General features: G+C 71.5%; 27 protein-coding genes. 14 read left to right on the top strand and 13 right to left on the bottom strand.

Annotated features, from left to right (window positions below; genetic code table 11):
- Positions 1-31 precede the first annotated feature (31 nt).
- Complete coding sequence (locus AB0M59_RS40305; protein ID WP_364626317.1) at positions 32-1,108, bottom strand: amidohydrolase family protein; 1,077 nt, start codon at positions 1,106-1,108, stop codon at positions 32-34.
- Complete coding sequence (gene ffh / locus AB0M59_RS40300; protein WP_364626314.1) at positions 1,105-2,640, bottom strand: signal recognition particle protein; 1,536 nt, start codon at positions 2,638-2,640, stop codon at positions 1,105-1,107. The genes AB0M59_RS40305 and ffh overlap by 4 nt, the downstream gene beginning before the upstream one ends.
- A 218-nt stretch (positions 2,641-2,858) precedes the next feature.
- On the opposite strand from ffh, the gene AB0M59_RS40295 reads away from it, so the two are divergent.
- Both AB0M59_RS40295 and AB0M59_RS40290 read left to right on the top strand, forming a co-directional pair.
- Complete coding sequence (locus AB0M59_RS40295; protein ID WP_364626312.1) at positions 2,859-4,649, top strand: ABC transporter ATP-binding protein; 1,791 nt, start codon at positions 2,859-2,861, stop codon at positions 4,647-4,649.
- A 9-nt stretch (positions 4,650-4,658) separates the two neighbouring features.
- A complete protein-coding gene (locus tag AB0M59_RS40290; protein ID WP_364626309.1) occupies positions 4,659-5,123 on the top strand; it encodes a MarR family transcriptional regulator in 465 nt (154 codons plus the stop codon).
- Positions 5,124-5,403: 280 nt separating this feature from the next.
- Here AB0M59_RS40290 and AB0M59_RS40285 read toward each other — a convergent pair whose 3' ends face one another.
- On the bottom strand, positions 5,404-6,270 hold the full coding sequence (locus tag AB0M59_RS40285) for a Ku protein (protein WP_364626306.1): 867 nt from the start codon (positions 6,268-6,270) through the stop codon (positions 5,404-5,406).
- 52 nt (positions 6,271-6,322) lie between these two features.
- A complete protein-coding gene (locus AB0M59_RS40280) occupies positions 6,323-6,682 on the bottom strand; it encodes a hypothetical protein (protein ID WP_364626304.1) in 360 nt (119 codons plus the stop codon).
- Positions 6,683-6,803: 121 nt separating this feature from the next.
- On the opposite strand from AB0M59_RS40280, the gene AB0M59_RS40275 reads away from it, so the two are divergent.
- The 6 genes from AB0M59_RS40275 to AB0M59_RS40250 all read left to right on the top strand — a co-directional run bounded on the left by AB0M59_RS40275 (position 6,804) and on the right by AB0M59_RS40250 (position 12,775).
- Positions 6,804-7,391, top strand: a complete 588-nt coding sequence (locus AB0M59_RS40275; RefSeq protein ID WP_364626301.1) for a TetR/AcrR family transcriptional regulator — start codon at positions 6,804-6,806, stop codon at positions 7,389-7,391.
- Positions 7,392-7,413: 22 nt separating this feature from the next.
- Positions 7,414-8,166: a glucose 1-dehydrogenase gene (locus tag AB0M59_RS40270; RefSeq protein WP_364626299.1), complete on the top strand. Its 753-nt coding sequence runs from the start codon at positions 7,414-7,416 to the stop codon at positions 8,164-8,166.
- 633 nt (positions 8,167-8,799) lie between these two features.
- Positions 8,800-10,104: a GGDEF domain-containing protein gene (locus AB0M59_RS40265; RefSeq protein ID WP_364626465.1), complete on the top strand. Its 1,305-nt coding sequence runs from the start codon at positions 8,800-8,802 to the stop codon at positions 10,102-10,104.
- A 70-nt stretch (positions 10,105-10,174) separates the two neighbouring features.
- Positions 10,175-10,777 (top strand): TetR/AcrR family transcriptional regulator, encoded by a 603-nt coding sequence (locus AB0M59_RS40260; protein WP_364626297.1) that lies wholly within the window; start codon positions 10,175-10,177, stop codon positions 10,775-10,777.
- Positions 10,774-11,436, top strand: coding sequence for a VC0807 family protein (locus tag AB0M59_RS40255; protein ID WP_364626294.1), 663 nt, complete (start codon positions 10,774-10,776; stop codon positions 11,434-11,436). The genes AB0M59_RS40260 and AB0M59_RS40255 overlap by 4 nt, the downstream gene beginning before the upstream one ends.
- Positions 11,429-12,775, top strand: coding sequence for an FAD-dependent oxidoreductase (locus AB0M59_RS40250; RefSeq protein ID WP_364626291.1), 1,347 nt, complete (start codon positions 11,429-11,431; stop codon positions 12,773-12,775). The genes AB0M59_RS40255 and AB0M59_RS40250 overlap by 8 nt, the downstream gene beginning before the upstream one ends.
- 43 nt (positions 12,776-12,818) lie before the next feature.
- Here the strand turns inward: AB0M59_RS40250 and AB0M59_RS40245 are convergent, their stop codons facing one another.
- The 3 genes from AB0M59_RS40245 to AB0M59_RS40235 are packed head-to-tail and all read right to left on the bottom strand — an operon-like array spanning position 12,819 to position 16,862.
- Positions 12,819-15,134, bottom strand: coding sequence for a [protein-PII] uridylyltransferase (locus tag AB0M59_RS40245; protein ID WP_364626289.1), 2,316 nt, complete (start codon positions 15,132-15,134; stop codon positions 12,819-12,821).
- A 10-nt stretch (positions 15,135-15,144) separates the two neighbouring features.
- Positions 15,145-15,483: a P-II family nitrogen regulator gene (locus AB0M59_RS40240; RefSeq protein WP_086855863.1), complete on the bottom strand. Its 339-nt coding sequence runs from the start codon at positions 15,481-15,483 to the stop codon at positions 15,145-15,147.
- Positions 15,480-16,862 (bottom strand): ammonium transporter, encoded by a 1,383-nt coding sequence (locus AB0M59_RS40235; protein ID WP_364626287.1) that lies wholly within the window; start codon positions 16,860-16,862, stop codon positions 15,480-15,482. Before AB0M59_RS40235 ends, AB0M59_RS40240 begins: the two co-directional genes overlap by 4 nt.
- A 174-nt stretch (positions 16,863-17,036) precedes the next feature.
- Between AB0M59_RS40235 and AB0M59_RS40230 the strand changes: the two genes are divergently transcribed.
- A complete protein-coding gene (locus tag AB0M59_RS40230; protein WP_364626284.1) occupies positions 17,037-17,888 on the top strand; it encodes a putative RNA methyltransferase in 852 nt (283 codons plus the stop codon).
- 92 nt (positions 17,889-17,980) lie between these two features.
- Positions 17,981-18,655 (top strand): (2Fe-2S)-binding protein, encoded by a 675-nt coding sequence (locus AB0M59_RS40225; RefSeq protein WP_364626282.1) that lies wholly within the window; start codon positions 17,981-17,983, stop codon positions 18,653-18,655.
- A 6-nt stretch (positions 18,656-18,661) separates the two neighbouring features.
- Here AB0M59_RS40225 and AB0M59_RS40220 read toward each other — a convergent pair whose 3' ends face one another.
- The 5 genes from AB0M59_RS40220 to AB0M59_RS40200 all read right to left on the bottom strand — a co-directional run bounded on the left by AB0M59_RS40220 (position 18,662) and on the right by AB0M59_RS40200 (position 22,399).
- The gene (locus tag AB0M59_RS40220; RefSeq protein WP_364626279.1) at positions 18,662-19,519 is read right to left on the bottom strand and encodes a sigma-70 family RNA polymerase sigma factor; all 858 of its coding nucleotides are present in this window, start codon (positions 19,517-19,519) and stop codon (positions 18,662-18,664) included.
- A gap of 114 nt (positions 19,520-19,633) precedes the next feature.
- Complete coding sequence (locus AB0M59_RS40215; protein ID WP_364626276.1) at positions 19,634-20,047, bottom strand: PPOX class F420-dependent oxidoreductase; 414 nt, start codon at positions 20,045-20,047, stop codon at positions 19,634-19,636.
- Positions 20,048-20,110: 63 nt separating this feature from the next.
- Positions 20,111-20,548 carry a VOC family protein gene (locus AB0M59_RS40210; RefSeq protein ID WP_364626273.1) on the bottom strand — a complete coding sequence of 146 codons (438 nt, stop codon included), beginning with the start codon at positions 20,546-20,548 and terminating at the stop codon, positions 20,111-20,113.
- Positions 20,545-21,846 (bottom strand): serine hydrolase, encoded by a 1,302-nt coding sequence (locus tag AB0M59_RS40205; RefSeq protein ID WP_364626270.1) that lies wholly within the window; start codon positions 21,844-21,846, stop codon positions 20,545-20,547. Before AB0M59_RS40205 ends, AB0M59_RS40210 begins: the two co-directional genes overlap by 4 nt.
- 40 nt (positions 21,847-21,886) lie before the next feature.
- Complete coding sequence (locus tag AB0M59_RS40200) at positions 21,887-22,399, bottom strand: DUF3887 domain-containing protein (protein ID WP_364626267.1); 513 nt, start codon at positions 22,397-22,399, stop codon at positions 21,887-21,889.
- Between the two features lie 294 nt (positions 22,400-22,693).
- Here AB0M59_RS40200 and AB0M59_RS40195 point away from each other — a divergent pair, with 294 nt between their 5' ends.
- From AB0M59_RS40195 to AB0M59_RS40180, 4 genes are all read left to right on the top strand, one after another.
- Positions 22,694-23,980: an O-acetylhomoserine aminocarboxypropyltransferase/cysteine synthase family protein gene (locus tag AB0M59_RS40195; RefSeq protein WP_364626264.1), complete on the top strand. Its 1,287-nt coding sequence runs from the start codon at positions 22,694-22,696 to the stop codon at positions 23,978-23,980.
- Positions 23,977-24,453 carry a CoA-binding protein gene (locus AB0M59_RS40190; protein WP_364626262.1) on the top strand — a complete coding sequence of 159 codons (477 nt, stop codon included), beginning with the start codon at positions 23,977-23,979 and terminating at the stop codon, positions 24,451-24,453. The genes AB0M59_RS40195 and AB0M59_RS40190 overlap by 4 nt, the downstream gene beginning before the upstream one ends.
- Positions 24,454-24,488: 35 nt before the next feature.
- Complete coding sequence (locus AB0M59_RS40185) at positions 24,489-25,244, top strand: MBL fold metallo-hydrolase (protein WP_364626259.1); 756 nt, start codon at positions 24,489-24,491, stop codon at positions 25,242-25,244.
- Positions 25,245-25,565: 321 nt separating this feature from the next.
- The gene (locus AB0M59_RS40180) at positions 25,566-25,739 is read left to right on the top strand and encodes a hypothetical protein (protein ID WP_364626256.1); all 174 of its coding nucleotides are present in this window, start codon (positions 25,566-25,568) and stop codon (positions 25,737-25,739) included.
- Between the two features lie 43 nt (positions 25,740-25,782).
- Here the strand turns inward: AB0M59_RS40180 and alc are convergent, their stop codons facing one another.
- Positions 25,783-26,796, bottom strand: a complete 1,014-nt coding sequence (alc, locus tag AB0M59_RS40175) for an allantoicase (RefSeq protein ID WP_364626253.1) — start codon at positions 26,794-26,796, stop codon at positions 25,783-25,785.

The raw sequence follows: 26,796 nt of genomic DNA, 5'->3' as shown, positions 1-26,796 counted from the left end.
GTGCCGACCCCGCAAGGAAATCGGCGGGGGTCTACGCGAAGACGACGCCACCGAGCACGATGTGCTCCGGGTGCCGCAGGACACCCAGGTCCTCGCGCGGATCGCTCGCGTAGACGAGCAGGTCGGCGGGCGCGCCGTCGGCGATGCCCGGGTGACCGAGCCAGTCGCGCGCCGCCCAGGACGCGCTCGCCAGCGCCGCCTCGCGGGTCATGCCCGCGCGGTGCAGCGCCTCGATCTCGTCGACGAGCCGGCCGTGCTCGACCATGCCACCGGCATCGCTGCCGGCGAAGACGCGTACGCCCGCTTCGATGGCCGTGGCGACCATCTCGCCGACGCCGGCGTGCAGGGCCCGCATGTGGTCCGCGTACGCCGGGTACTTGCCGGCCTTGTCCGCGATACCCGGGAAGTTGTCGATGTTGATCAGCGTCGGGACCAGCGCGACGTCGTTGCGCGCCATTTCGGCGAGCTGATCGGCGCTCAGTCCGGTGCCGTGCTCGAGGCAGTCGATGCCGGCCGCGATCAGCCCGGGCAGCGCGGCTTCGCCGAACACGTGCGCGGTGACGCGGGCGCCGTGGTCGTGCGCGACCTTGACGGCTTCGGCCAGGACGTCGTCCGGCCACAGCGGCGCGAGGTCACCCGCGCCGCGGTCGATCCAGTCGCCGACCAGCTTGACCCAGCCGTCGCCGTCCTCGGCCTGCTCGGCGACCGCCTCGGGCAGCTGCGCCGGGTCGTCCAGCTCGACGCCGAGGCCGGGGACGTAGCGCTTGGCCAGCGCCAGATGGCGCCCGGCGCGGATGATCGTCGGCAGGTCGGCCCGCTCCTGCAGCGGCCGGACGTCGATCGGCAGGCCGCAGTCGCGGATCAGCAGCGTGCCCGCGGCCCGGTCGGCCAAGGCCTGCTCGGCAGCCTCTTCCAGCGAGACGGGCCCGCCGACGCCGATGCCGGGGTGGCAGTGCGCGTCGACCAGGCCGGGCACGAGGAAGACGTCCCGGCCCAGCGTCTCGGCGTCCGGCACCGGCTCGAACGAGATCCGGCCGCCGGTGATCCAGAGGTCCCGGGACTCGCCGCCGGGCAGGACCACCCCGGCGGCGTGGAGCGCGGTGCTCAATTGTCCTTGGGGTTCTTCGGCAGCTTGAACTTCGACGGGTCGAAGCCCGGGACGTCGTTCATGCCGCCCAGCTGCGAGAGGTCGGGCATGCCGCCCGGCATCTGCCCGCCCGGGGGCAGCATCGGCATGCCGCCGGGGAAGCCGCCGCGGACCTTGGGCTGCGTCGGGCCGCGGCCCTTCTTGCCCTTCTTGCCCTTGCGCGTCTTGGAGCCGCCCCCGCCGCCGAAGCCGAACCGGCCGGCCATCTGGGCCATCATCTTGCGAGCCTCGAAGAACCGGTTGACCAGGTCGTTGACCTCGCGGACGGAGACGCCGGAGCCGTTGGCGATGCGCAGCCGGCGCGATCCGTTGATCATCTTCGGGTTGTCGCGCTCGGCGGGCGTCATGCCGCGGATGATCGCCTGCAGCTTGTCCAGGTGCTTGTCGTCGACCTGGGCGAGCTGGTCCTTCATCTGGCCGGCGCCCGGGAGCATGCCGAGCAGGTTGCCGATCGGGCCCATCTTGCGGACCGCGAGCATCTGCTCGAGGAAGTCCTCCAGGGTGAGCTGGCCGCTCGACAGCTTCTCCGCGGCCTTCTCGGCCTGGTCCTGGTCGAAGGCCTGCTCGGCCTGCTCGATCAGGGTCAGCACGTCACCCATGCCGAGGATCCGCGACGCCATCCGGTCCGGGTGGAAGGTGTCGAAGTCCTCGAGCTTCTCGCCGTTGGAGGCGAAGAGGATCGGCTGGCCGGTGACCTCGCGGACGCTCAGCGCGGCACCACCGCGGGCGTCGCCGTCGAGCTTGGTGAGCACGACGCCGGAGAAGCCGACGCCGTCGCGGAACGCCTCCGCGGTGGTCACGGCGTCCTGGCCGATCATCGCGTCGACGACGAACAGCGTCTCGTCCGGCTGGACGGCGTCGCGGATGTCCGCGGCCTGCTTCATCAGCTCTTCGTCGACCCCCAGGCGGCCCGCGGTGTCGACCACGACGACGTCGTGCTGCGCGCGCTTGGCCTCGGCGATGGCCCGGCGGGCGACGTCGACCGGGTCGCCGACGCCGTTGCCCGGCTCGGGAGCGAACGTGACGACCCCGGCGCGCTCGCCGACGACCTGCAGCTGCGTGACGGCGTTCGGGCGCTGGAGGTCGCAGGCGACCAGCAGCGGCGCGTGGCCCTGCTTCTTCAGCCACAGCGCGAGCTTGCCCGCGAGCGTCGTCTTGCCGGCGCCCTGGAGGCCGGCGAGCATGATCACGGTCGGCGGGTTCTTCGCGAGGTTCAGCCGGCGCGTCTCGCCGCCGAGGATGCCGACGAGCTCCTCGTTGACGATCTTGATGACCTGCTGCGCGGGGTTGAGCGCCTGGGAGACCTCGGCGCCCTTCGCCCGCTCCTTGATCTTCGCGATGAAGGTCTTGACCACGCCGAGGGCGACGTCGGCCTCCAGCAGCGCGATGCGGATCTCGCGCGCGGTGGCGTCGATGTCGGCGTCGGACAGCTTGCCCTTGCGCGTGAGCGTCTGCAGGGCGGCGGTGAGCCGATCGGACAGGGTGTCGAACACGGGTGTGCACGCTCCAGCTGGGTCGAGAGTGGCGCGCCGGACGAGGCCGGCCCTCCCGAGGGTAGTCGCTCCGGCTCGCCCGCCTCACGGGTACGCGCAGGTCGCGCACGCAATTAGTACACAGAGGTGTATTACTTCGCGCGCGACACTGAGGTAAAGATGGCTTTAAGTGCGGATATTCGCTAGCCAGCGCCGCCGGATTCGGTAAACATACGTGTATGACTTCCGCGACCAGACCCCGGCCGTCGCTCGCCGAACCGGCCGCCGACACCGACGAACCGGTCCCCTTCCGGCGGATCGCCGGCCTGTTCCGCCCGCACCGCGGGCCGCTCGGCGCGCTGTTCGCTCTGATCGTGCTCCAGGCCGGCCTCGGCGTCGTCTCGCCCTTCCTGCTGCGCGAGATCCTCGACGACGCGCTCCCGCACCGCGACACGCTCCTGATCAGCGTCCTGGCCGCGGGGATGATCGCCTGCGCGGTCGGCAGCGGCTCCCTCGGCGTCGCCACGACCGGGCTGTCCAACACCATCGGCCAGCGGGTGATGAACGAGCTGCGCGTCACCGTCTACGGCCACCTGCAGCGGATGTCCCTGGGCTTCTTCACCCGGACGAAGAGCGGGGAAGTGCTCTCGCGGGTGTTCAACGACATCGGCGGCGTCGACAACGTCATCACCACGACCGCCGGGTCGATGGTGCAGAACGCGACCACGACGATCGCCATCACCGTGGCGCTGTTCGCGCTCGACTGGCAGCTCGCGGCCCTCTCGCTGATCGTCGTCCCGCTGTTCCTGCTGTTCACGCTCCGGCTGGGCAAGAAGCGGCGGACGCTGGCGCGCGGCCGGACCCGGCGGATGGCCCGGCTGACGACGATGGTCGAGGAGTCCCTGTCGGTCACCGGCGTGCTGCTCGCCAAGACGATGGGCAACGAACGGGCGATGCGCGAGAGGTTCGGCGCCGAGTCGCGGGAGATCGCGTCGCTGGAACGCGCGGCGGCGCTGGCCGGGCGCTGGCAGCTCGCTTCGCGGGCGATGAGCCTGACCGTGATCCCGGCGCTGGTCTACTGGATCGCCGGGCTGGCGCTGGCGGGCGGGGCGTCCCCGATCTCGCTCGGCACGGTCGTGGCGTTCACCAGCATGCTCAACCGGCTGGTCGCGCCGGCGAGCGCGATGCAGACGATCGGGCAGAACGTGGCGACGTCGAAGGCGCTGTTCGGGCGGATCTTCGAGGTACTGGACCTGCCGGTGGAGATCAGCGACAAGCCGGGCGCGGGCACGCTGGAGGTGCGCCGCGGCGACGTCTCGATGCGCGGGGTCTCCTTCAGGTACGACGACGAAGGCCCGCTGACACTGCACGACATCGACCTCGACGTCCCGGCCGGGACCACGACGGCGCTGGTCGGCTCGACCGGCTCCGGCAAGACGACGCTCGCGTACCTGGTGGCGCGGCTGTACGAGGTGAGCGACGGGTCCGTGGAGATCGACGGCACCGACATCCGCGACGTCACCCTGGCATCGCTCGCGGCGGGCGTCGGGATGGTGTCGCAGGAGACCTACCTCTTCCACGACACCGTCCGGGAGAACCTGCGCTTCGCGAAGCCGGACGCGACCGACGAGGAGATCGAGGCGGCCGCGAAGGCCGCGCACATCCACGACACCCTGGCCGGGCTGCCCGAGGGGTACGACACCGTCGTCGGCCAGCGCGGCTACCGCTTCTCCGGCGGCGAGAAGCAGCGGATGGCGATCGCGCGGATCCTGCTGCGCAACCCGCCGGTGCTCATCCTCGACGAGGCGACCAGCGCGCTCGACACCCGCACGGAACGCTCGGTGCAGGCCGAGCTCGACCGGCTCGCCGCGGGCCGCACGACGCTGACGATCGCGCACCGGTTGTCCACTGTGGAGCACGCCGACCAGATCGTGGTGCTGCACGAGGGCCGGATCGTCGAACGCGGGACGCACGAGGAGCTGCTGGCGCGCGACGGGCGTTATGCCCGGCTGGTCCGGGGAACCGCCTAACCTGGGGGCATGCAGCCCGAACCCGACGTCGCCGCGCCCGTCAGCGCGGATCCCGAGCTGGCCGACCTGGCGTGGCGGGTGCGCGAAGGCGTCGGGCGGCTGAACTGGCGGATGCGCGCGGAGCGGGACCTGAACGGCCCGGGCCCGGCGGTGCTGGCGGTGCTGAGCCGCCTCTACCGGGCGGGCACGCACACGCCGACCGAGCTGGCCGAGGCCGAGCGGCTGCAGCCGCAGTCGCTGACCCGGATCCTCGCGTGGGTGACCGAGCGCGAGCTGGTGACGCGCTCGCCGGATCCGCAGGACGGGCGCCGTTCGCTGGTGAGCATCACGCCGGCGGGTCTGGCGGTGCTGCGCGAGTACAGCGTCCGCCGGGAGCGCTGGCTGGCCGGCGCCATCGAGACGACGTTGTCGCCGACCGAACGACAGCTGCTGAAACTGGCTTCGGAGCTGATGCTCCGGGTCGCGGACGCCTGAAAGCCGCCGTGGAGACCCCTCGATCCCTCCACGGCGGCTTTCAAGACACCCCCATCGTTCGCGCCGCCTCCCCGCGGTGCGACACGGGTTCCGGGCACGGACCGCTCCTCCGTCGGCCCGCCCCGGAACCCAGGTCCCCAGACGGCTCACCTCCCCAGGGGCCGTCCGGTTCCCTCCCCCCTCGCCGGCGATCCGGTATCCGCCGGCAGAACGAAGTTTGCCGCGCCGGAGCACCCGGGCAGCAGTGGGAGAACCCTCAATTACCCGTGGGTAGTAATACTCAAGGCGTCTTCGTGCGCGTCGCGGCCCGCTTCGCCGTCGTACGCGCCTTCGCCGCCCTCGACGCGGCGGCCTTCGCCTTCGCGACGGCCGCGTTGCGCGAGTCCTCGGCTTCGGACGCCGTCTCCTGCAGAGCCGCCAGCAGCCGCGTGACGCCCTCCGCCTGCGCCGCGGCCGTCGGCTGGACGACCTCGGCGCCGTCGATCTTCGCCTGGACCAACGCCTGGAAGGCCTCGCGGTAACGGTCGGGGTAGCGGCCGGGGTCGAACTCGCCGGTCAGCTCCTCGACGAGGTTCACCGCGCGCCGCAGCTCGCCGGGCCGGATGTCGATGTCGGCGTGCCGGAACGGGAAGTCGGGCGTGCGCACCTCGTCCGGCCACCGCATCGTCTCCAGCACGATCACCTGGTCGCGCACGCGCAGCGCGCCGAGCGTCTCGCGGCGGCGCAGCGCGACCGTGACCAGAGCGGTCCGTCCGGACTGCTGCAGCGCCTCGCTGAACAGCACGTACGGCTTCGTGCCCGCCGGCTCCGGCTCGAGGTAGTAGCTCTTCGCGAACCAGATCGGGTCGACGTCGGCGATGGGCGCGAAGCCGCGGATGGCGATCGTGCGGCCGGGCATCGGGAGGGACGCGAGCTCGTGGTCCGACAGCAGCACGACGTCGCCGCCGGGCACGACGTACCCGCGGACCATCTGCTCGGGCGGCACCTCGGCGCCGTCGACCTCGCACACCCGCTTCACCCGGACGCGGCCACCGTCGGCCTCGTGCACCTGGTGCAGCGGGATCTCGCGGTCCTCGGTGGCGCTGTACGCCTTCACCGGAATGGCGTAACTGCCGAACCCGATCGTGCCCATCCACATCGCGCGCATGCGAGCCACCTCCGCAGCTCCAGGCTAGACAGGCGGCCGCGCGCCCCGACAGCTACAAACGGGTGTCAGGCGCGACGGATTCGCTCACACATTCGAACGACGGCGTGACCTCGTCGAGCGCTTCGGCGGCGCAGCGAGCGGCGATGGCCGCCTCGCGGAGCACCTCGGTGACGACCTCGACGTCCAGCGGCGGGGCGGCGGCGAGCGCGTTCGCACCGCCTTCGACGCGGGCGGCGAGGCCGGCCAGCGCGTGGGAGATGGCTTCCTGACCCGCGACCAGGTGCGCGACGACATCGGTCAGCTCAGTGGTCGTGGCGCCCGGGCCGCCGCAGCGCAGGCTCGCGGCGAGCTCTTCGGCGCAGGAGCGCAGGTGGGTGGCGACGACGGTCGGCGGCAGCGTCAGGTCTTGCATCGCTCACCCCCTCCGGCCGGTCAGATCAGCCATCGTGCCACCGCACAGGCCGTCATCGGAGGCGACACACCGCGGCCCGTTTATTTGACCGATCGTTCTCGATACGAGTAGGGTTTCGATCATGTCCCGGGTCAAGGAGTTCGACGTCGACGAAGCCTGCGACGTCGCACTCGCGCTCTTCCGGCGTCAGGGCTACGAAGCGACGTCGGTCAGCGACCTCGTCACGCACCTCGGCGTCGCCAAGGCGAGCCTGTATGCGACCTTCGGCACGAAGCACGACTTCTACGTGACGGCGTTGAAGCGCTACGCCGAGCGGACCGACACGCGGGTCATGTCCGAGCTGGCGAAACCGGGCTCGGGCGTGACCGCGGTACGGCAGCTGCTCGACGGTTATGTCGCGGACATCCTGGGAGAAGACGGGCCCATCGGCTGCTTCGTCGTCAACGCGGCGATCGAGCTGCTCCCCCGCGATCCGGCGGTCGCCCGGATCGTGGAGCGCAGCTGGGACACCCTCGAAGTCGCACTGACGATGGCGCTCGAACGCGCCAAGACCCAGGACGAACTCCCCGAGGGCAGCGACCCGGCGACACTGGCGCGATTCCTGCTCACCGTGCTCCAAGGGCTGCGCGTCCTGGGCAAGGGCACGGACGCCGCGAGCCGGCTCGACGCAGCCGTCTCGCAGGCGATGCGCGTACTCATTCGAGAATGACCGGACCAGAAAGAAGGATGACATGGGGGCACGGTTCGAAGGCAAGATCGTCCTGGTGACCGGCGGTGGCTCGGGCATCGGGCTGACGACGGCGAAGGCGTTCGCCGCCGAGGGCGCGACGGTCGTCGTCGCGGGCCGGGACGAGCAGCGGCTCGCGTCCGCGGTGAAGGAAATCGGCGACGCGGCGAGCGCGGTGACCGTGGACATCACCGACTCGGCGGACGTGGCGCGGATGGTCTCCACCGTCGTCGAGCGGCACGGAGGGCTGCACGTCGCGGTCAACAATGCGGGCGTCCTCGGGTCGCCGGCGCCGGTGGCGGACCTCGACGAGGACGACTTCGGCGCGGTGATCGGCACGAACCTCACCGGCACCTGGCTGTGCCTGAAGCACGAGGTCGCGCACATGCGGGCGCACGGCGGCGGCGCGATCGTCACCATCGCGTCGAACATCGGCGCGCACGGGCGGCTACCGAACATGGCGGCCTACGGGGCGTCGAAGGCCGCCGTAAGCGCGCTGAGCCGCACGGCGGCGCGCGACCACATCGCCGACGGCGTCCGCATCAACGCGGTCAGCCCGGGGGCGACCGACACGGACATGTCGCTGCGGCCCGGCGAGACGGACGCGGACCGCGCCGCGCGGCTGAAGGACGCGATCCCGCTGGGCCGGGTGGGGGCCACCGCCGAGGTGGCCGCCGCGGTGCTGTGGCTGGCTTCGGACGAAGCGGCCTTCACCGTGGGGCACGACCTGGTGGTCGACGGCGGCGCGACCGCCTGAGCGGCCCCACCCGGGCCCGCGGGTACTGGGGGTCGGCCGGAGGTGCTCCGGCGGGAGTTCACGACTCACGGTTGCGCATGGTGACGTTTCCCCTCTCCTGCTGGACGGACCGGGTGTTCGGTGAGGTCAGGACTCGCGGTTGCGCACGGCGCGTCTCCTTCCGGACGTCGTGACGGGTGGGTGTGGGTTCAGGACTCGCGGTTGCGCACGGCACGTCTCCTTCCAGACGTCGTGACGGGCGGGGGCGGGCTTCAGGACTCGCGGTTGCGCACAGGGCTCTCCTCCCGGACGTGGTGGCAGGCAGGCGCTGGTTCAGGACTCGCGGTTGCGCACGGGGCTCTCCTCTCGCACGTAGTTGCAGGCAGGCCTGGGTTCAGGACTCGCGATTGCGCACGGCACGTCTCCTCTCGGGCGCTCCAGCAGGGCTTCGGCGGCTCAGGACTCGCGGTTGCGCATGACGGCCTCCCTCCGGCGTCGGCGCCGACATCGGCCGGGGCGTCAGGACTCGCGGTTGCGCATGGCGACCTCCCTTCGCTGCTCCGAACGTGTGGCAATCGTCGATCGAGGTCGCCCGATGTGGTGAAGTGGACGCGGATCGTCGGATCACCCAGGGGAGTTGCACCCGCCTTGAGTATGGACGGCGCCCGTCCGGCCGAACCCCGCGTGGGCCGGATCCGTGGGGCGCTTTTCCCTGCTCACTGGACCCTCTGGCGGCAGCGCGGGTCGCTGATCTTCTACTGTTTCCTCGTCGAGTCCGTGGCGCTCGCGGCCACCGTCTGGACCGCCTCCGCCGTACCCGTCCACGGGTGGGATCTCGTCGTCTTCGGTGTCCTCGCCGTCCTCGGCGTGCTGCAGGCGGAGCTCGGCCGGCAGATCGAGCGCGTCCGGCGGCTGGTGTCCGACACCCCGCACATCAACCTGACATCGGTCTGGACGTTCGCCGGCGTGCTGCTCCTGCCGCCCGCGCTCGTCACGGCCCTGATCGCCGTCCTCTACCTGCACCTGGCGACGCGCAGCCTCGCGCGGATGAAGCGCGTCCCGCCGTTCCGGACCACGCTGAACGCGACACTGGTCGTCATCACCTGCTACTCGGCCGAGTTCGTGCTCGCCCGGCTCGGCGTCGGTGACATGTACGCGGCGCTGACGTCGGGCTGGCGCGGCGTCACGGCCATCGCGCTCGCCGCGGTGACGTACTTCCTGGTCGCGGCGATCACGATCGTCCCGGCGCTGACGATCACCAAGCGCACGATCAAGGCGTTCTTCGGCGGTCTCGGCGACAACCTCCTCGAGGTCGCGACGCTCTGCCTGGGCCTGCTCACGGCGTTGACGCTGGCGACGCTCCCCGCGCTCGCCGTCGCGATCGTGCCGCCGCTGCTGGTGCTGCACCGGGCGGTGCTGATCAAGCAGCTGGAGATCGCCGCGACGACCGACGAGAAGACGGGCCTGTTCAACACGACCGGGTGGCACCTGCTCGCTTCCCGCGAACTGGCCCGTGCCCAGCGCAGCTCGCGAAGCACGTTCGGCGTGCTGATGATCGACCTGGACTACTTCAAGCTGATCAACGACGAGCACGGTCACCTGGCGGGTGACACGGTGCTGCGCGCGGTCGCGGCGACGATCAAGAGCGCGGTCCGCGACTACGACTCGGTCGGCCGCTTCGGCGGCGAAGAGTTCGTGGTCCTGCTGCCGGACATCGGCCCGGCGGCGGTGCTCGCGGTGGCCGAGCGCGTCCGGTCGGCGATCGAAAGCCTCAAGGTCGAGTACGAGGACGGCAGTCGCATCCGCGTCGTCGACGCCCTCTCCGCGTCGATCGGTGTGGCGACGTACCCGGACGGCGGCACGGCCGTCGAGCGCCTGCTGCAGGCCGCGGACAAGGCCCTGTACCGGGCCAAGGACGCGGGCCGCAACCGGGTCGTCGACGGCACCGCCACCGCCTGACCCACTCCCCTGCTTCACCGCTCTGACCAGGCGACTTGTCGTTTTTGCTTGAGCGAGCTAGATTTTGCTCATGCGAGCAAGAACGTTCACCGAGTCCGGCCGGCGGGCCCAGATCGTGCGGGCGGCGATCGAAGTGATCGCCGAGGAGGGCTTCGCGAAGGCGTCGTTCAGCCGGATCGCGAAGCAGGCGGGCCTGTCGAGCACCGGCATGATCAGCTACCACTTCGCGGGCAAGGACGACCTGCTCGCGGCGTGCGTCACGGAGATCGAAGAGATCACCGGGGCGTTCATGCAGCCGCGCATCGACGCCGCCGTCGGGCACGTCGCGCAGCTGCGCGCCTTCGTCGAAGCGAACGTCGAACTCGTCGGCGAGCACCCGGCCGAAGTCCGCGCGCTGATCGACCTGGTGAAGAACGCCGGCTCGCAGAGCGCCGGCGTCAACGGACGGCTCGCGTTGTTCGAAGAGCACTTCCGCACCGGGCACGCGGCGGGCGCGTTCGGCCCGCTCGACGCCCGGATCACGGCGCTCGCCCTCACCTCGGGCCTCGACGCCGTCGTCGCCACGGCGGCCGCGGCCGGGCTGCAACCCACCGAGCTCACGCGCATCGGCCGCGAACTCGCCGACCTCTACGTGCGGGCGACCGCACCCGAATCCACTGGGGAACCCGAATGATGATCGACGAAAAACCCGCACCCGACGCCGGCCTGCGCCGGGTGGTCCGCGCGAACGTGCTGAACGTCGTGTTCGAAGTGATCGTGCCGATGGCGCTGTTCTACGGCCTGCGCATCGCCGGCGTGAGCCAGTGGTGGGCGCTGATGGCCGGCGTCCTGGTGGCCGCGCCGTACGTGCTGTGGACCGTCGCCCGCAACCGCAAGATCGACCTCGTCGCCCTGGTCACGCTGAGCGTCCTGGTGCTGTCGGTCGTCCTCGGCCTGCTCTCGGACGACCCGCGCACGCTGGCGATCCGCGAGGGGTGGACCGCCGCGCTGGGCGGCCTGTTCGGCGCGTGGATGCTGATCACGGTGTTCATCGGCCGCCCGGCGCAGCTGACGCTGGGCCGCACGATCGCCGAGGTCAAGCGCGGTGCCGAGGGCGCGGCCGCGTGGGCGTCCCGCTGGGACACCGACGCCCGCTTCCGCCGCGGCCTGCGCATCAACACGGCCGCGTGGGGTGGCGTGCTGGTCGTCAGCGCCGTGGCACACATCGTGCTCGTCTACACCCTGCCGATCGACCTCATCTCCCTGGTCACCACCGTGCAGTGGTTCGCCATGCTGGCCGCGCTGATCGTCTGGCACGTCTGGTACCTCCGCAAGGAAAACCTCGATGCCTGACGTCCTGGTCGCGGGCGCCGGCCCCACGGGCCTGCTGACCGCGTTCGAGCTGGAGCGCGCCGGGCTCGACGTGCTGGTCCTGGAACGCGACGCCCGACCGGCCACGCAATCGAAGGCCCTCGGCCTGCAGCCCCGCTCGGTCGAGGTGCTGGCCGACCGCGGCCTGCTCGCCGCCATCGAGCCCCACGTGCAGGCCAAGCTGCCCGGCGGCCACTTCTCGGGCCTCCCGATCGACTACACCGACCTGCCGACGCGCTTCCCGTACCAGCTCGGCGTGGAGCAGGCCCACGTCGCGGCGGCGATCGAGGCGCGGCTGCGCACTCCGGTGCTCCGTGACGCGGCCGTCACCGCCGTGGTGCAGGACGACGAGGGTGTCACCGTCACGGCGGGCGGGCGCGACCACCGGGCCGGCTGGCTCGTCGCCGCCGACGGCGGGCACAGCACGGTGCGCACGCTGCTGGGCGCCGCGTTTCCGGGCAGCTCGGCGCGGATCTCACTGGTCGTCGCCGACCTCACCCTTTCCGCCAAGCCCCCTGGCCTGGCGGACGCCTGGCAGCTGCCGTCTTCGGCGTCGGGGTACCTGCTGCCGCTGTCCGGTGGCCGCTTCCGCACCATCGTCTTCGGCGAGGAACAGCAACGGCTCGGCCGCGACGAGCCGGTCGGCGCCGACGAACTGCAGCGCGCGCTGACCACCGCCCACGGACCGGGCATCGAGGTGGGCGAGGTCCTCTGGGCGTCGCGCTTCGGCGACGCGTCCCGGCAGCTGGAGCACTACCGCCACGGCCGGGTGCTGTTCGCCGGCGACGCCGCGCACGTCCACCTCCCGGTCGGCGGCCAGGGGCTCAACCTGGGCCTGCAGGACGCGGTGAACCTCGGCTGGAAGCTGGCCGCGACGGTCCGCGGCACCGCACCGGACGGCCTGCTCGACAGCTACCACGACGAGCGCCACCCGATCGCCGCCCGCGTGCTGGTCAGCACCCGCGCCCAGGCGGTGCTCGGCGTGCCCGACCCGGACGCGGCGGCCGTGCGGGAGGTCGTCACGGGGTTGCTGGCCGTCCCCGAGGCCCGCCGCGCCCTCGCTTCGGAGCTTTCGGGAATCGGAGTGACCTACCCCGGGATCACCGGTCGCGCCGAAGTTCCGGCCGCACCCGACGGCCGCGCCGTGCTGGTCGGCACGGCGCTTCCGGCGGGGTGGGACGACCGGGTCGAGACGCGATCCGGGACCGAGCCGCGGCTCGTCCGGCCCGATGGCTACGTGGTGTGGTCCGGCGGCCCGGGCTTGGCGGACGCACTGCACCGCTGGCTCGGTCAGCCTGCGGCCGCCGCGCTGCGCCGATGAAGCTTGCCTGAGCCGGGCGGTGGCCCGGCTCAGGCAAGCCCGCTCACGAAGCCGCGGCCAGGATCGCCTGCTCCACCTCTCGCCGCCAGCCCGGCTCGATGCGGCCGCCGCGGGGTGTCACCGCGAACGAGTCCACCACCGCCCCGCCCAAGGTCGAGACCTTCGCCCAGCGGACCTCCGCGTCACACCGGCGCAGCGCGCCCGCGACCCGGAACAGCAGGCCGATCCGGTCGGCGGCGCGCAGCTCGAGGACCACCGTGTCGGGGCCGCTCGTCTCGTCGTCGAACCAGAGGACCTTGGGCGCGACCGGGGCCGCGTCCGGCGAGCCGTAGTCGCGTTCCTTCGCCGCCAGGCGCTGGGTGAGCGGGAGGGTGCCGGCGACCGCGCGGGCGAACTGCTCGCGCAGCAACGTCGCGTCCGGCAGGGAGCCGAACTTCGGGGACGCCGTGAAGACGCCGGCGCGTCCGCCGTCGTGGCCGCGCAGGACGGCCGAGTGCACTTCGAGGGAGTTCAGCGCCAGCACACCCGCCGCCGGCGCCAGGAGCTCCGCGCGGGCCGGCACGGCCAGCAGCACCGTGACGACCTTGCCGTGCGCGCTGATCCGGATCTCGCCGGTGCCCGAAGCCACGGCCTGGGCGACGAGCTCGCGCTGCTCGCTGTCCATCGGCTCGGGTGCGGTGAACCCCTTGCCGTGCAACACTTCTTCGCAGCCCGTGAGGAGCTCGGCGAGCAGCCGCGCCTTCCAGTCCGTCCACACGCCGGGGCCGGTGGCCAGCGAGTCGGCCTGGGTGAGCGCGTGCAGCAGCTCGACCAGGACGATGTCGCTGTCCAGGGTCTTCACCACGCGCGCGACCGTCTCCGGCTCGCTGATGTCGCGGCGCGTCGCGGTGTGCGGCAGCAGGAGGTGGTGGCGGACCATCGCCGACACCGTCGCCGCGTCCGCCGGGCTCAGCCCGAGCCGCGTCGCGACCTGGGCGGAGATCTTGGCACCGAGCTCCGAATGGTCGACGTCGCGGCCCTTGCCGATGTCGTGCAGCAGCGCGCCGATCAGCAGCAGGTCCGGTCGCGAGACCGTGGTGGTCAGCTTGGCCGCCTCGACGCAGGTGCGCACGAGGTGCCGGTCGACCGTCCACTGGTGCACCGGCGAGCGCGGCGGCAGGTCGCGGACCGCGCCCCACTCGGGGAACAACCGGGCCCACAGGCCGGTCCGGTCGAGCGACTCGACGGCGTCGACCAGCCCCTCCCCCGCGCCCAGCAACTCGACCAGGGCGTTCAACGCCTCGGGCGGCCACGGCGCCCGCAGCTCGGGCGCCGATTCCGCCAGTGCCTTGAGCGTGCCGAGCGCGATGGGCTTGCCCGTGCGCGCCGACGCGGCGGCGACCCGGAGCAGCAGCGCCGGGTCCTTCGCCGGGACGGCGTCGCGGGCCAGCGCGACCTCGTTCCCGTGCAGCACGACGCCTTCGGCGAGCGGGGTCCGCGCCGGACGCCGTCCGAACCGGGGTTTCGGCGGCTCCACAGTGGACCGGAGGGCGACGTCCAGCGCGTACGCGATCGTGCGGCCCGCGCCGGAAAGTTTGCGGGCCAAGGTGAAACGGTCGCCGAAGCCGAGTTCGGCGGCCACCAGCTCGGCCTCCGGCGCGGACAGGACGTCCCGTTCGCGCCGGATTTCGCGTCGCAGCTCGGTGCGGACGTCGAGCAGGAGCTCCTTGGCTTCAAGGAGTTCCTCGCCGGGCCGCGCAATGAGCTGAGCGGCGGCCAGAGCTTCCAGGACGGCGAAGTCCCGCAGCCCGCCCCGCCCGTGCTTGAGGTCGGGTTCGGCGGACTGCGCGATCTCGCCGCTGCGGGCCCAGCGCTGCCGGACCGACGCCGTCATGTCCGGGATCTGCTTGCGGGCGGTGCGGCGCCACTGGTCGCGCGCCGCGGAAACCAGCCGGCCGGTCAGCTCGGCGTCCCCGGACAGGTGCCGGGCGTCGAGCAGGCCCATGGCCGTACGAAGGTCCTCCGAAGCGACCTTCAACGCTTCGCCGGGCGTGCGGACCGAGTGGTCCAGCCCGACTTTCGCGTCCCACAAGGGATACCAGAGCGCGTCGGCGATCTCGGCGACGCCGCTGGTGCCGTTGTGCACCAGCAGCAGGTCGAGATCGGAGAACGGCACCAGCTCCCGGCGGCCGAGCCCGCCCACGGCGACCAGCGCGACACCCGGTTCCGCGGTGTCGACGCCGGCCGCCGAGGCTCCCCTGCCCAGCCAGAACTCGTAGAGGTCGACCAGGGCCGCCCGCAGTGCGGACGCCCCCAGCCTCCCGTGCCTGCCCTCGAGCAAACGCTCGGTGGCCTTGACCAGTTCGCCCCCGTCGGCCATCCCGGACGCCCTAGAGAGCGTCCGTGCCGCGCTCGCCGGTCCGTACGCGGATCACCGTCTCGACCGGGGTCACCCACAGCTTGCCGTCGCCGATCTTGCCGGTGTGGGCGGCCGTGGTGATGGCCTCGAGGACCTTCTCCACGTTGGTGTCGTCGGTGACGACCTCGATCTTCAGCTTGGCCACGAAGTCCACCGAGTATTCAGCGCCGCGGTAGACCTCGGTGTGGCCCTTCTGCCGGCCGTAGCCCTGGACCTCGCTGACCGTCATGCCCAGCACGCCCAGCTGCTCCAGCGCGGAGCGGACGTCGTCCAGCGTGAACGGCTTCACAATCGCCGTGATGAGCTTCATGCCTTGCTCTCCTCGAGTTTCGCGGCCGGGGCGGTCTTGACCGGGATGGTGGACGGTGCGCCACCGCCGGACAACCCGGTGAAGTCGTACGCGCTCTCCGCGTGCTGAGCCTCGTCGATACCGGTGACCTCGTCCTCGGTGCTGACGCGGAAGCCGCCCGCCTTCTTGATCGCGAAACCGATGATGAAGGACAGGACGAAGGAGTACGCGAGCACCGCACCGGCAGCCGCCGCCTGACGACCCAGCTGGGTGAACCCGCCGCCGTAGAAGAGACCGTCAGCACCGAGCGCGTTGACGCTCGTGGTGCCGAAGAAGCCGATCAGCAGCGTGCCGACGATGCCGCCGACCAGGTGGACGCCCACGACGTCGAGCGAGTCGTCGAAGCCGAACTTGAACTTGAGCGAGATGGCCAGCGCGCAGAGGACACCGGCGATCAGGCCGATCGCGATCGCCCCGAGCGGGCTCACGAAACCACACGCCGGGGTGATGGCGACCAGACCGGCGACCGCGCCGGACGCCGCACCGAGCGTGGTCGGCTTGCCGAACTTGAGCTGCTCCACGATCAGCCAGCCGAGAACGGCGGCGGCGGTGGCGACGGTCGTGTTGGTGAACGCGACGGCGGCGAGGTCGTTGGCGGCCAGCGCCGAACCGGCGTTGAAGCCGTACCAGCCGAACCACAGCAGGCTCGCGCCGAGCAGGACGAACGGCACGTTGTGCGGGCGGCCGGTGTCCTTCGGCCAGCCCTTGCGCTTGCCGAGCACGATCGCCAGCGCGAGGCCCGCGGCACCGGCGTTGATGTGGACCGCGGTACCACCGGCGAAGTCGAGTGCCTTGAGGTTGTTGGCGATCCAGCCGCCGACCGCGTTCTCGCCGACGAAGCCGTTGAACGAGAACACCCAGTGCGCGACCGGGAAGTACACGACCGTCACCCAGATGACGACGAACAGCGTCCAGCCCCAGAACTTCGCGCGGTCGGCGATGGCGCCGGAGATCAGCGCGGGCGTGATGATGGCGAACATCAGCTGGAACATGACGAACGCGAGCACCGGCAGCGCGTCGGTGCCGGGCCAGGCGACAGCGGGCGACGAGTCGGTGGCGGCGACCGCGAAGCCGGCGAGCTTCCCGAAGGTGTTCTCCAAGCCGGCGAAGTGGAAGTTGCCGACGAGGCCGCCGAAGGCGTCGTCGCCGAAGGACATCGAGAAGCCGTAGAGGGCCCAGAGCACCCCCACCACGGCCAACGCGATGAAGTTCATCATCAGCATGTTCAAGACGCTCTTCGCGCGGACCATGCCGCCGTAGAAGAACGCCAATCCTGGGGTCATGAGCATGACCAGCGCGGCGCTGGCCAGTACCCATGCGGTGTCTCCTGCGTTCAGCACATCGTCCTCCCGTGCCCTGGGTGTCCTGCGAAGGCAGTTTTGGCTCGCGGTGTTTCACGAGGCGGCGCGAGAGGTTTCGCCCGCGTGAACTGTCCGGGCCCGGTTGTTACGGCCAGGTTTCCCGGGACGTGTCCTGGAGTGTCCGGTTGCGTTACGTCGTGGTCGAATATCCCCATGACCTCGCGTGACCACGGAAATGACCCACTGCCACCCCGGGTCGTGGAAGCGTTGCGCTGTTCGGTGTGCTCTGCCCCGCTGGAGGCCGCGGATCGCACACTGCGTTGTCTGAAGGGCCACTCGTTCGATCTAGCCCGCCAGGGTTACGTGAACCTGTTGCACGCGCGAATCCCGGCGGGAACGGCGGACACGGCACCGATGGTGGCGGCCCGCGCGGACTTCCTGGCATCGGAGGCCTACCGGCCACTCGCGGACGAGCTGTCCCGCGTGTGCGCGGAGGCCGATGGGCTGGTGATCGACGCGGGCGCCGGAACGGGCTACTACCTGGCGCACGTTTTGGAGGCGGCTCCTGCGGCTTTCGGTCTCGCTTTGGACGTCTCCGCGGTGGCCTTGCGACGCGCGGCCCGCGCCCACGAGCGCCTGGGTGCGGCGGTGTGGAACCTGTGGGAGCCGTGGCCGGTGGGCGACGAGGTGGCGTCGGCGGTGCTGAACGTCTTCGCGCCGCGCAACGGCCCGGAGTTCCACCGGGTGCTGCGCACCGGCGGCCTGCTGACGGTCGCGTCCCCGGCCCCGGACCACCTCCGCGAGCTGGGCGACCTGGTGCTGTCGGTGGACGAGCGCAAAGAGGAGCGCCTGGACGGCACGCTCGGCGAGTACTTCGCCCGCACCGGCCGGACGGAGGTCCGCCGGACGGCGCAGCTGACACCGCGACAGATCCGGCAGGCGGTGGAGATGGGCCCGACGGCATTCCACCTGGATCGCGGCGACCGTCGTTCGCGGTTGGACGCGCTGACCGAGGCCCAAGCGGTGACGGTGTCGTTCACGGTCTCCACCTACCGGCGGCTGTGAGGCGCTCCTTTTCACGGACCGGGCGGCACATACTCTGCCGCCGTCGTCGATCTCCTCAGCCCAGGTCGCCGAGGTCTGGAAGGCTGGGTGACGTGAAGCCCGACTGGACCGTGCCCGCGACCCTGCTCGCGGACGCGGAGTGGGTACGCGCCCGCATCGGCGGCGCGGCCAAGCTCTACGGCTGCGCCCGGCCCGAGGTCCTCGGCACGATCTGGTGGTACTCGCTCTCGTCGGTGCTGGTGGCCCCGGCGCTGGAGAGCCTGGTCGCCGCGACGGAGGGCGCCGCGAGCCCGGTACCCACCGGCCGGTCCCCGCGGCCCGCACTGGCCGACCCGTCCCTCGATGCCCTGGAGATCGACCTCCTCGCCGACGGCCGGTTCCTCGGCGCCCGCTCCACCCGTCCCCTCGCCGGCGGGCTGCCCGAACTGGGCGCTGCCTTCGGCGAGGCGCTCGGGGCGGCCATCACCACGATCGCCGCCGTCACCGGCGCTCGAGCGCGCGCGCTCGGCGCCGTCGCCACCGACTCGATCGGCAACCGGCTGCTGTGGACGCCCGACCCCGAGCGCGCGATGGCCCTGGCCGAGCCGCTCGTGGCCTCGATCGACTTGGGCCTGCCGAAGCCACGTTTCGTGCGCGTCGGCCGGACGCCTGCCGTGCGCCGCGCCTCGTGCTGCCTGATCTATGAAGTCGGCAACCCGAAGTGCGTGAGCTGCCCTCGCCAGACGCCGGCCGAGCGCGACGCACGGCTTCGCGCCGCCCTGGGCTGACGCGCGTCAGTCGAGGACGGCCAGCTCCAGCCCGCGCAACCGCTCCGGGTCGGCGATGACCTCGATGCCGGTGATCCGGTCGCCGTCCACCTGGAACGCCAGGACGACCGACAGCCGCCCTTCCTGCACCCACAGCAGCCCGGGCGAGCCGTCGACGAGGGCCAGCTCGCTGGCGCGGGCCCGTTCGGAGGCCAGCACCGCGCCCTTCCGCACGTTCTCGACGCCGCGAAGTACGACCGGCGCCGGGCTCGGGCCGACGAACCGGTCCGCGTGCAGCACCACGTCCGGGTCGAGCAGCGCGAGCAGCGCTTCGAAGTCGCCACCGCGCGACGCGGCCAGGAACGCCTCGACGACCTTGCGCCGCCGGGGCAGGCCCGCGTCCGCCGCGGTGCCGCCCTTCACCCGCCGCCGGGCCCGGCTCGCGAGCTGCCGGGCCGCGGCCGGGGTCTTGTCGATCATCGGCGCGATCTCGTCGAACGGCACGGCGAACATGTCGTGCAGCACGAACGCGACCCGCTCGGCCGGCGCCAGCGCGTCGAGCACCACCAGCAGCGCCAGCCCGACCGAGTCGGCCAGCTCTGCCTCCTGCTCGGGATCCCGGCGGTCATCACCCTGCTCGGGCCGGCCGTCGAGAGGCTCCTCACGGTGGTTGCGACGCGTCCGGAGCATGGACAGGCACACCCGCGCGACGACGGTCGTCAGCCACGCGCCGACGTTCTCGACCTCACCCGTGTCGGTGCGGTCGAACCGCAGCCAGGCCTCCTGGAGCGCGTCGTCGGCCTCGCTCGCCGAACCGAGCATCCGGTAGGCGACCGCCCGCAACCGCGCCCGCTCCTGCTCGAACCGTTCGGTCAGCGTGTCCACCGTGTCCCGTTCCTTCCGCGCCGCAGTCTTTGCAGTAGACCCCGCGACAGCGGCCGATGTGACGAGAACGCGCGACGCCGTGAGTGATCTCGATCATCCCGGCGGTCTGATCAGCTACCCATGAACCGCCCTCCTCGGCTCGTACCACGTCTCGTCCACGGGCTCCCCCGCCATGTTCCAGCTCCACGAAATCCGCGGGGTGATCCGCGAGTACCGCCCGGGCCCGACCACGCCGGTCCGTTCCACGGGCTCGTCCGCGACGCCGTACACGCGGATCGCCCGGGCGATGAACGGCTCCAGCGATACCAGGTCGTCCACCACCAGGGCGACCTTCCGGCGGCCGGCGGCGACGTTCCGGAACTTGCGGGTCGCCGCCACCGCCGCGCCGACGCCACCGACCCAGAAGTGTTCGCCGTCGAACTCGAACGCGAGCGGGACGACGTCCGGCTGCTCCTCCGCACCGAGCGTCGCCACCCGGGCGAGCGGCTGCGAACGCAGGTAGTCGATCTCGTTCGCGGTGAACGTCATGAGCACTCCTTCGTGACCCGGATCCCACCACCTACACGAACTGGCTACACCCGGATCGACAGCTCAGAGCACGCAGAACTCGTTGCCCTCCGGATCCGCCATCACGACGTGGTCGGGACGGCCGTCCATCTCGTCTTCGCGCAGCACCGTCGCGCCCGCCGCGGTGAGGCGGGCGACCGCTTCGACGACCCGCTCCCACCGCGTGTCCCACGGAACCTCGCGCCCGCCGCCGGCCTGCACGTCCAGATGGAGGCGGTTCTTCGCGACCTTCGCTTCCGGCACCTTGAGGAAGCTCAGGCTCGGCAGCACGCCTTCCGGATCGCTCAGGAACGCGCCGTCGTCCCACTCCTCCTCGGGCACGCCCTGCTGCGCGAACCACGCTTCCCAGCTCGCGAATCCCGCCGGCGGCGGCCGCTCGATGTAGCCGAGGGCCACCGCCCAGAACCTCGCCAGCACGCGGGGTTCCGCGCAGTCGATCGTCACGCTCCACCGCACCGTCACGGGCGAAGCGTAGCCGCGAGAAGCGCCACCGCGCCCTTCGCGACGGCGATGCCTCGCGCCGCAACGTGGTTTTCGTTCAGCGGCGCGGCCGGGTCCGACACCATGACGCTGGTGACCAGCGAGCGGCCGTCCGCGGTGCGCGCCAGGTAGTTCAAGGTCAGCACGCCGGGTTCGCTGCCGCCCTTGAACCAGACCTCCGGGAACTTCGCCCGGTCGAGTCCCAGGCCGCCGTCGTTCAGCGACAACGCGTGCCCGATCTCCGGCTGGTTCTCCTTCTGCAGCCCGGAGAACGCCCGGCACAGGTCGTCCGGCGAACCGAACCACTCGATGTCGTCGATCTTCTCGGGCGCCTGCCAGCCCTGGAGTCCGGTGAGCGGAAGGCGTTCCAGCCCGGCGACCGCCGCGGGTCGCGCCCAGCGCGGCAGCGCCAGGTAGGCATCCGCGCGAGCCGGGTACTGCGTGGCCTTCAGCTGGAACATCGCCTTCGTGGTCAGGAACGGGATGTTCGCCGACGGCCGCTGGTTGCCGAACGCGGTGACCTGCCGTTGCACGGCGTCCCGGCCGAGCCGGTGGATCAGGTGGTCGGTCGCGGTGTTGTCGCTGATCGAGATCATCTTGTCGGCGTAGGCGGACAACGGGAGCCGCGTGCCGGCCGGCTCGTTCTGCAGCACCCCGGACGGCAGGCTCTTCCAGTCGTCGCGGATCGCCAGTTGCTCGCTCCAGGACGCCTTGTGCTCGGCGACCGCCTTGCCGAGCGCGCCCAGGACGTAGAGCTTGAAGGCCGAGCCCAACGGCCGCTGCACGTCGTCGCGCACGCCGTGCACGTCCCGGCAACGCCCGCCCGGGAGGATCTCCGACGCGCCGAACGACACGCGGGCACCGAGCGCCGCGAGCTGCGCGTCGACCTCAGGCCAGGACGCCGGTACCGGGTCGTCCGGGCTCGCCCCGAGCCCGTCGATCAGCCCGGCCTGGTCGACGTGGAGGTCGAGCAGGTAGTCGTCGGCGGTCCCGTGTACCGCGGCTTTTACGTGGTCCGGGGCCTCGGTGACGATCCGTTTCACCTCGATCGGCCCGAGCTGCGCGAGCGCGCCGTTGACCCCTGCCGTGCCGCCCACGGCGGTCAGCAGGACCTGGGCGACGTGCTCCCGCACCTCGGCGTCGGAAACCGGGACGCGCCCGGTCGCGTCGACCACCCACTCGAGCTGGTGCGTCGCCGTGGGCACCTCGGCGGCTTGGGCCGCCGGAGCCACCAGCGGCGCCAGGACCGCGAGCACGCCCGCCACTATCGCTGTCTTCATCTCTCCCCCTGTGCTTCCATCGTTCCCCCTGATGTCACGGCTACTCTTCGGGCGGCCGGATCCACAGCCCGGCCACCTGGCCGTCGTCCCGGTAGGTCACCTGCACGGTCCGCTCGCCGGCCTCGAAGGCCAGCGGCATGTGGACGATCGTGTAGTCGCCTGTGGACCGCGCATACGGCTGCCCCATCCCCTCGTACCGTCCGACCGATCCGGCCACCTGAGCCCAGGCGAGCCGCAGCTCGTCTTCGCCGACCGCGGCCTGCATGCGATCGTCGAAGTCGCGCCGTACCTCGTGCCACTGGCAGCCGACGAGCTCCGCCACGAGCCCCTCGGCGCGATGGATCGCGTCCGGCGGCTTCAGCTCCGTCATGGACACTCCCGTCGCCGGGTCGACCGGCCGGCCGAACCGCTGGAACGCGGCCTGCCGACTGGTGCCCAGCAGGTCGCCGATCTCCTGCCACGTGTGCCCGGCCGCCCTGGCCGCGTCCACGGCGTCCCGCAGTGTCGCTTCGGCGTCACGGACTTTCCGCAGCGCCTCTCCGACCGCGACCAAGGGCCCTCCCGGCACGACGTCAAGACTGTATTGACGCGGCTGGATTGTCAAGTCATTCTTTACGTGCGCTCGCTGCCGGCGGGCGGCGCTCCGACAAGTGGCGTCGCAGTACTGGCGATTTCGGCCAGCTCCACGCCGAGGTGGCAGCGACTTGCCACAGGCAGCACATTTCATGCTTTCGAGTGTAGCGCACGGAATTCTATTCCGTGCTACGCTCGGCGGCACGAAATGGTCCACGCCCATCTCCTGAGAGGCGTGGCCATCCGAAGGGGAGGACGGTTACGGTGAGAACCGATGAGTGAACGCACCTGGGGTTTCCGCACCCGTGCACTGCACGCGGGCGGGACCCCCGATCCGGCGACCGGCGCGCGGGCCGTGCCGATCTACCAGACCACGAGCTTCGTCTTCGAGGACGCCGCCGACGCGGCGAACCTCTTCGCGCTGCAGAAGTACGGCAACATCTACAGCCGCATCGGGAACCCGACCGTGGCCGCGTTCGAGGAGCGGATCGCCAGCCTCGAAGGCGCCATCGGCGGTGTCGCCACCGCGAGCGGGCAGGCCGCGGAGTTCCTCACCTTCAGCGCGCTCACCGAGGCGGGCGACCACATCGTGTCGGCGAGCGGCCTCTACGGCGGCACGGTCACCCAGCTCACCGGTACGCTCAGGCGGTTCGGCGTGGAGACGACGTTCGTCAGCGGCGGCATCGACGACTACGCGGCCGCGATCACCGACCGGACCCGGCTGCTCTACACCGAGGTGATCGGCAATCCCGGCGGCGGCATCGCCGACCTCGCGGCACTGGCGGATCTCGCGCACTCCCATGACATTCCCCTGGTGGTGGACGCGACGCTGGCGACGCCGTACCTGTGCCGCCCGATCGAGCACGGCGCCGACATCGTGCTGCATTCGGCGACGAAGTTCCTCGGCGGTCACGGGACGACGCTCGGCGGGATCGTCGTCGAGTCCGGGAAGTTCGACTGGGGCAACGGAAAGTTCCCGCGGATGACCGAACCCGTGGAGAGCTACGGAGGCCTGAGGTACTGGGAAAACTTCGGCGAGTACGCGTTCTGCACGCGGCTGCGCGCCGAGCAGCTGCGGGACATCGGCGCGGTCCTGTCACCTCACTCGGCTTTCCTTCTGTTGCAAGGAGTCGAGACGCTCCCGCAGCGGATGGACGCGCACGTGGCCAACGCCCGGGCGGTCGCCGAGTACCTCGAAGCGGACCCCCGGGTGGCCTGGGTGTCCTATGCCGGGCTGCCCTCCCACCCGCACCACGACCTGGCGAAGAAGTACCTGCCCGCCGGGCCGGGCGCGGTGTTCTCGTTCGGCATCGACGGCGGGCGGGCTTCGGGCGAGAAGTTCGTCGAATCGGTGGAGCTGCTGTCACACCTGGCGAACGTCGGGGACGCGCGAACGCTCGTGATCCACCCGGCGTCGACCACGCACGCGCAGCTGTCGGAGGAGCAGCTCGCGGCCGCGGGTGTCGGACCCGACCTGATCCGGCTGTCGATCGGCCTGGAAGACGTCGACGACATCCTCTGGGATCTCGACCAGGCGCTGAGCAAGGCGGTGGCCGGATGACGCATGCGGTGGGAGCCGTCGAGCGGCGGGGGATCCTCGACCGGACGAAGTCGGTGACGCTGGTGGGCGCGTCCGCCAACCCGGCTCGGCCCAGCTACTTCGTGGCGACGTACCTGCTCTCTTCGACGCGCTACGAAGTGAACTTCGTGAACCCGCGGCTGGACACGTTGTTCGGGAAACCGGTGTACGCCTCCCTCAAGGACGTACCGGGAGAACCGGACCTGGTCAGCGTGTTCCGGAAGCACGACGACCTGCCCCAGGTGGCCGAAGAGGTGATCGACGCCGGCGCGCGGACGCTGTGGCTGCAACTCGGGCTGTGGCACGAGCCGGTGGCCGACCGGGCGCGGGCGGCCGGGCTGGACGTCGTGATGAACCGGTGCGTGAAGATCGAGCACGCGCGCTTCGCGGGCGGGCTGCACCTGGCCGGGTTCAACACCGGCGTGATCAGCTCCCGGAGGCAGTCGGCACCCTAGGGAAGAGAGCGCCCGTTCCCGCTGTTGGCCCGGGTATGACCGAGAACCTGGCGATCACCTTGTCCGGCGGCCCGACCGCGCTCCTGGAGCTGGGCGGCGTCCGGCTCCTCACCGACCCGACCTTCGATGTGGCGGGCGATCACTCGATCGGCGACCGGGTGCTGATCAAGACCGAGGACTCGGTGCTGACCGAAGACGCGGTCGGCGTGGTGGACGCCGTCCTGCTGTCCCACGACCAGCACCCCGACAACCTGGACGACCGGGGCCGGGCCTACCTCGGGACGGTGCCGCTGACCCTGGTCACGCCCAGCGGGGCCGAGCGGCTGGGTGGGAGCGCGCGGGGGCTGAGGCCGTGGGAGGAGACGCAGGTCGGAGGGCTGACGGTCACCGCCGTCCCGGCGCTGCACGGGCCGGAGGGCGCCGAGCCGACGACCGGCGAGGTCACCGGGTTCGTGCTGAGCGGCGACGGCCTGCCGACGGTGTACGTCAGCGGGGACAACGCGTCGGTCGAGCTGGTGCGGGAGATCGCGTCGCGGTTCCGCGTCGACGTCGCGGTGCTGTTCGCGGGCGCCGCCCGGACGGCGCTCTTCGACGGCGCTCCCCTGACGCTGACCAGCGCGAACGCCGCCGAAGCGGCGAAGGTGCTCGGCGCGGCGAAGGTGGTGCCGCTGCACTTCCGCGGCTGGCAGCACTTCAGCGAAGGACCGGACGCGCTGCGGAAGGAGTTCGAGGCGGCCGGCCTCACCGACCGGCTCGTGCTGCTCGAGCCCGGAGAGCGCGCGGAGGTCTGACGCCGCCTTCGAGCGCTCGGACTGCTGCCGCCTCAGCGGTCGCGTGGAAGTCTGGCGTGGGCCTCGGCACACGCAGACGGCTGACACCGCTCCACGCGCACAGCGGTCCGATACCCACCCGCGAGCGCGAGAAGGGCCGGATTCGTCCCCTCTCAAGCGCGGCGGTCCGGATGCGCAGCGACTGGATGCTGCCTTCAGCCAGCTTGCCGCACCGCTTGTCCTCGAAGGCGAACGGGCGCGTCACGACGCCGATGTCAGCGCGCCCAGCGCCTCCTCCTGGGCGCGCGGCGGTTCGACCTGCGACCGTGAGAGGCTGGCGGCATGGCCAAACCGACTCCGCTGCAGTTCCGGAACATCCTCGTCGCCGTGGTGGCGGCGGCGGCCTTCGTCTGGAGCGTCGTGGCCGGGCTGGAGTGGTGGGTGAGCGCGATCATCGGCGGCGCTTGCGTCCTGTCGCTGGCCTCCGCCTACCTCAACCGGCCGAACGCGGGCTGATCGCGAGCCGCCGGCCAAGACGGGGCCGACGGCTCGCGCAGCCTCACCGCGTCTTCGAGAAGCGCGCCTTCACGTTGGTCCGGCCCGCTTCGGTGAGCCGGCCGAACAGGCGCAGCCTGGCCAGCCCGCCGTCCGGGTAGATGTCCAGGCGGGCCTCCGTGATCTCCGGGCCGTCCTTCAGCGCGAAACGGTGGCGGGTGTCCGGCTGCAGCCGGGTCTTCGGCAACAGCGTGACCCACTCGCCGTACGTGTCGCGGCCGCTGACCGACGCCCAGCCCGGGGCGTTGCCCTTGAGGTTGCTCGTGTCCAGCTCGGCGAACCGGACGACCCCCGCGCCGGCCAGGCGCAGCGTCAGCCAGTCGTTGCCGTCGTCGCGGCGGCGAGCCGTCTCCCAGCCCTCGGCCTGGTGCGCCGCCAGCCCGGGTGAGAGCACGTTGTTCGGCGACGAATAGAACTTGTTGCTGCAGCCGGTGACCAGGGCACCGTTCTCCAGGGCCGCCAGGTCGAGCGCGTCCAGGTCCAGCAACTCCGGATCCGGGATCGGGGTGCCGTGCACGCGCAGGCGCGCCACCCCGCCGTCCGGGTGCTGGGTCAGCCGCACGTGGGTGTACCGGCGCGAACCGAGGACCGCGTAGAAGTTCTCGGTGTGGCCGGCCGCCGGGGCGCGGTCGACCACGATGTCCCAGTCCGCTTCGGACAGTTCCGCCGCCGATGGGTAACCCGGCGCCGACGCCGCCTCGACCGAGACGAACGGCGGGTAGTTACCCTTGAAGAACGCCGTGTCGACGACGACGCCGGTGATCGTGCCGGCCAGGCCGAGCCTCACCACGGCCTGGTCGTCGCCCGGTTCGCGGTGGCGGCGGGTCTCCCAGCCGTCGTAGACCTGGCCCTTCGGACCGAACGTCTCGGCGCGGTGCGCCGGCGTCCACGGGTTGACCAGGTTCTCCTTCTCGGCGAACAGCTCGTCGGTCGCCCACATCACCGTCCCGCCGAAGCGGCGCGACGCGAGGTCGGGCAGTTCTGTCCACTCAGGACGGTCGGACACGGCATCCTCCAT

Origin of the sequence: Amycolatopsis sp. NPDC051371, from assembly GCF_040682155.1 — a bacterium.
GTDB lineage: Bacteria > Actinomycetota > Actinomycetes > Mycobacteriales > Pseudonocardiaceae > Amycolatopsis.
The sequence above is the reverse complement of the archived record's forward strand: the minus strand, read 5'-3'. Positions and strand labels throughout refer to the sequence as shown.

What these genes read in the sequence shown, in the direction of transcription:
- AB0M59_RS40230 (WP_364626284.1), top strand. Translation starts at nt 17,037, where the DNA reads ATGACCTCGCGTGACCACGGAAATGACCCACTGCCACCCCGGGTCGTG.
- AB0M59_RS40270 (WP_364626299.1), top strand. Translation starts at nt 7,414, where the DNA reads ATGGGGGCACGGTTCGAAGGCAAGATCGTCCTGGTGACCGGCGGTGGC.
- AB0M59_RS40290 (WP_364626309.1), top strand. Translation starts at nt 4,659, where the DNA reads ATGCAGCCCGAACCCGACGTCGCCGCGCCCGTCAGCGCGGATCCCGAG.
- AB0M59_RS40285 (WP_364626306.1), bottom strand. Translation starts at nt 6,270, where the DNA reads ATGCGCGCGATGTGGATGGGCACGATCGGGTTCGGCAGTTACGCCATT.
- AB0M59_RS40255 (WP_364626294.1), top strand. Translation starts at nt 10,774, where the DNA reads ATGATGATCGACGAAAAACCCGCACCCGACGCCGGCCTGCGCCGGGTG.
- AB0M59_RS40280 (WP_364626304.1), bottom strand. Translation starts at nt 6,682, where the DNA reads ATGCAAGACCTGACGCTGCCGCCGACCGTCGTCGCCACCCACCTGCGC.
- AB0M59_RS40275 (WP_364626301.1), top strand. Translation starts at nt 6,804, where the DNA reads ATGTCCCGGGTCAAGGAGTTCGACGTCGACGAAGCCTGCGACGTCGCA.
- AB0M59_RS40185 (WP_364626259.1), top strand. Translation starts at nt 24,489, where the DNA reads ATGACCGAGAACCTGGCGATCACCTTGTCCGGCGGCCCGACCGCGCTC.
- AB0M59_RS40215 (WP_364626276.1), bottom strand. Translation starts at nt 20,047, where the DNA reads ATGACGTTCACCGCGAACGAGATCGACTACCTGCGTTCGCAGCCGCTC.
- AB0M59_RS40190 (WP_364626262.1), top strand. Translation starts at nt 23,977, where the DNA reads ATGACGCATGCGGTGGGAGCCGTCGAGCGGCGGGGGATCCTCGACCGG.
- AB0M59_RS40195 (WP_364626264.1), top strand. Translation starts at nt 22,694, where the DNA reads ATGAGTGAACGCACCTGGGGTTTCCGCACCCGTGCACTGCACGCGGGC.
- AB0M59_RS40295 (WP_364626312.1), top strand. Translation starts at nt 2,859, where the DNA reads ATGACTTCCGCGACCAGACCCCGGCCGTCGCTCGCCGAACCGGCCGCC.
- AB0M59_RS40260 (WP_364626297.1), top strand. Translation starts at nt 10,175, where the DNA reads ATGCGAGCAAGAACGTTCACCGAGTCCGGCCGGCGGGCCCAGATCGTG.
- AB0M59_RS40250 (WP_364626291.1), top strand. Translation starts at nt 11,429, where the DNA reads ATGCCTGACGTCCTGGTCGCGGGCGCCGGCCCCACGGGCCTGCTGACC.
- AB0M59_RS40205 (WP_364626270.1), bottom strand. Translation starts at nt 21,846, where the DNA reads ATGAAGACAGCGATAGTGGCGGGCGTGCTCGCGGTCCTGGCGCCGCTG.
- AB0M59_RS40265 (WP_364626465.1), top strand. Translation starts at nt 8,800, where the DNA reads ATGGACGGCGCCCGTCCGGCCGAACCCCGCGTGGGCCGGATCCGTGGG.
- alc (WP_364626253.1), bottom strand. Translation starts at nt 26,796, where the DNA reads ATGGAGGATGCCGTGTCCGACCGTCCTGAGTGGACAGAACTGCCCGAC.
- AB0M59_RS40240 (WP_086855863.1), bottom strand. Translation starts at nt 15,483, where the DNA reads ATGAAGCTCATCACGGCGATTGTGAAGCCGTTCACGCTGGACGACGTC.
- AB0M59_RS40180 (WP_364626256.1), top strand. Translation starts at nt 25,566, where the DNA reads ATGGCCAAACCGACTCCGCTGCAGTTCCGGAACATCCTCGTCGCCGTG.
- AB0M59_RS40245 (WP_364626289.1), bottom strand. Translation starts at nt 15,134, where the DNA reads ATGGCCGACGGGGGCGAACTGGTCAAGGCCACCGAGCGTTTGCTCGAG.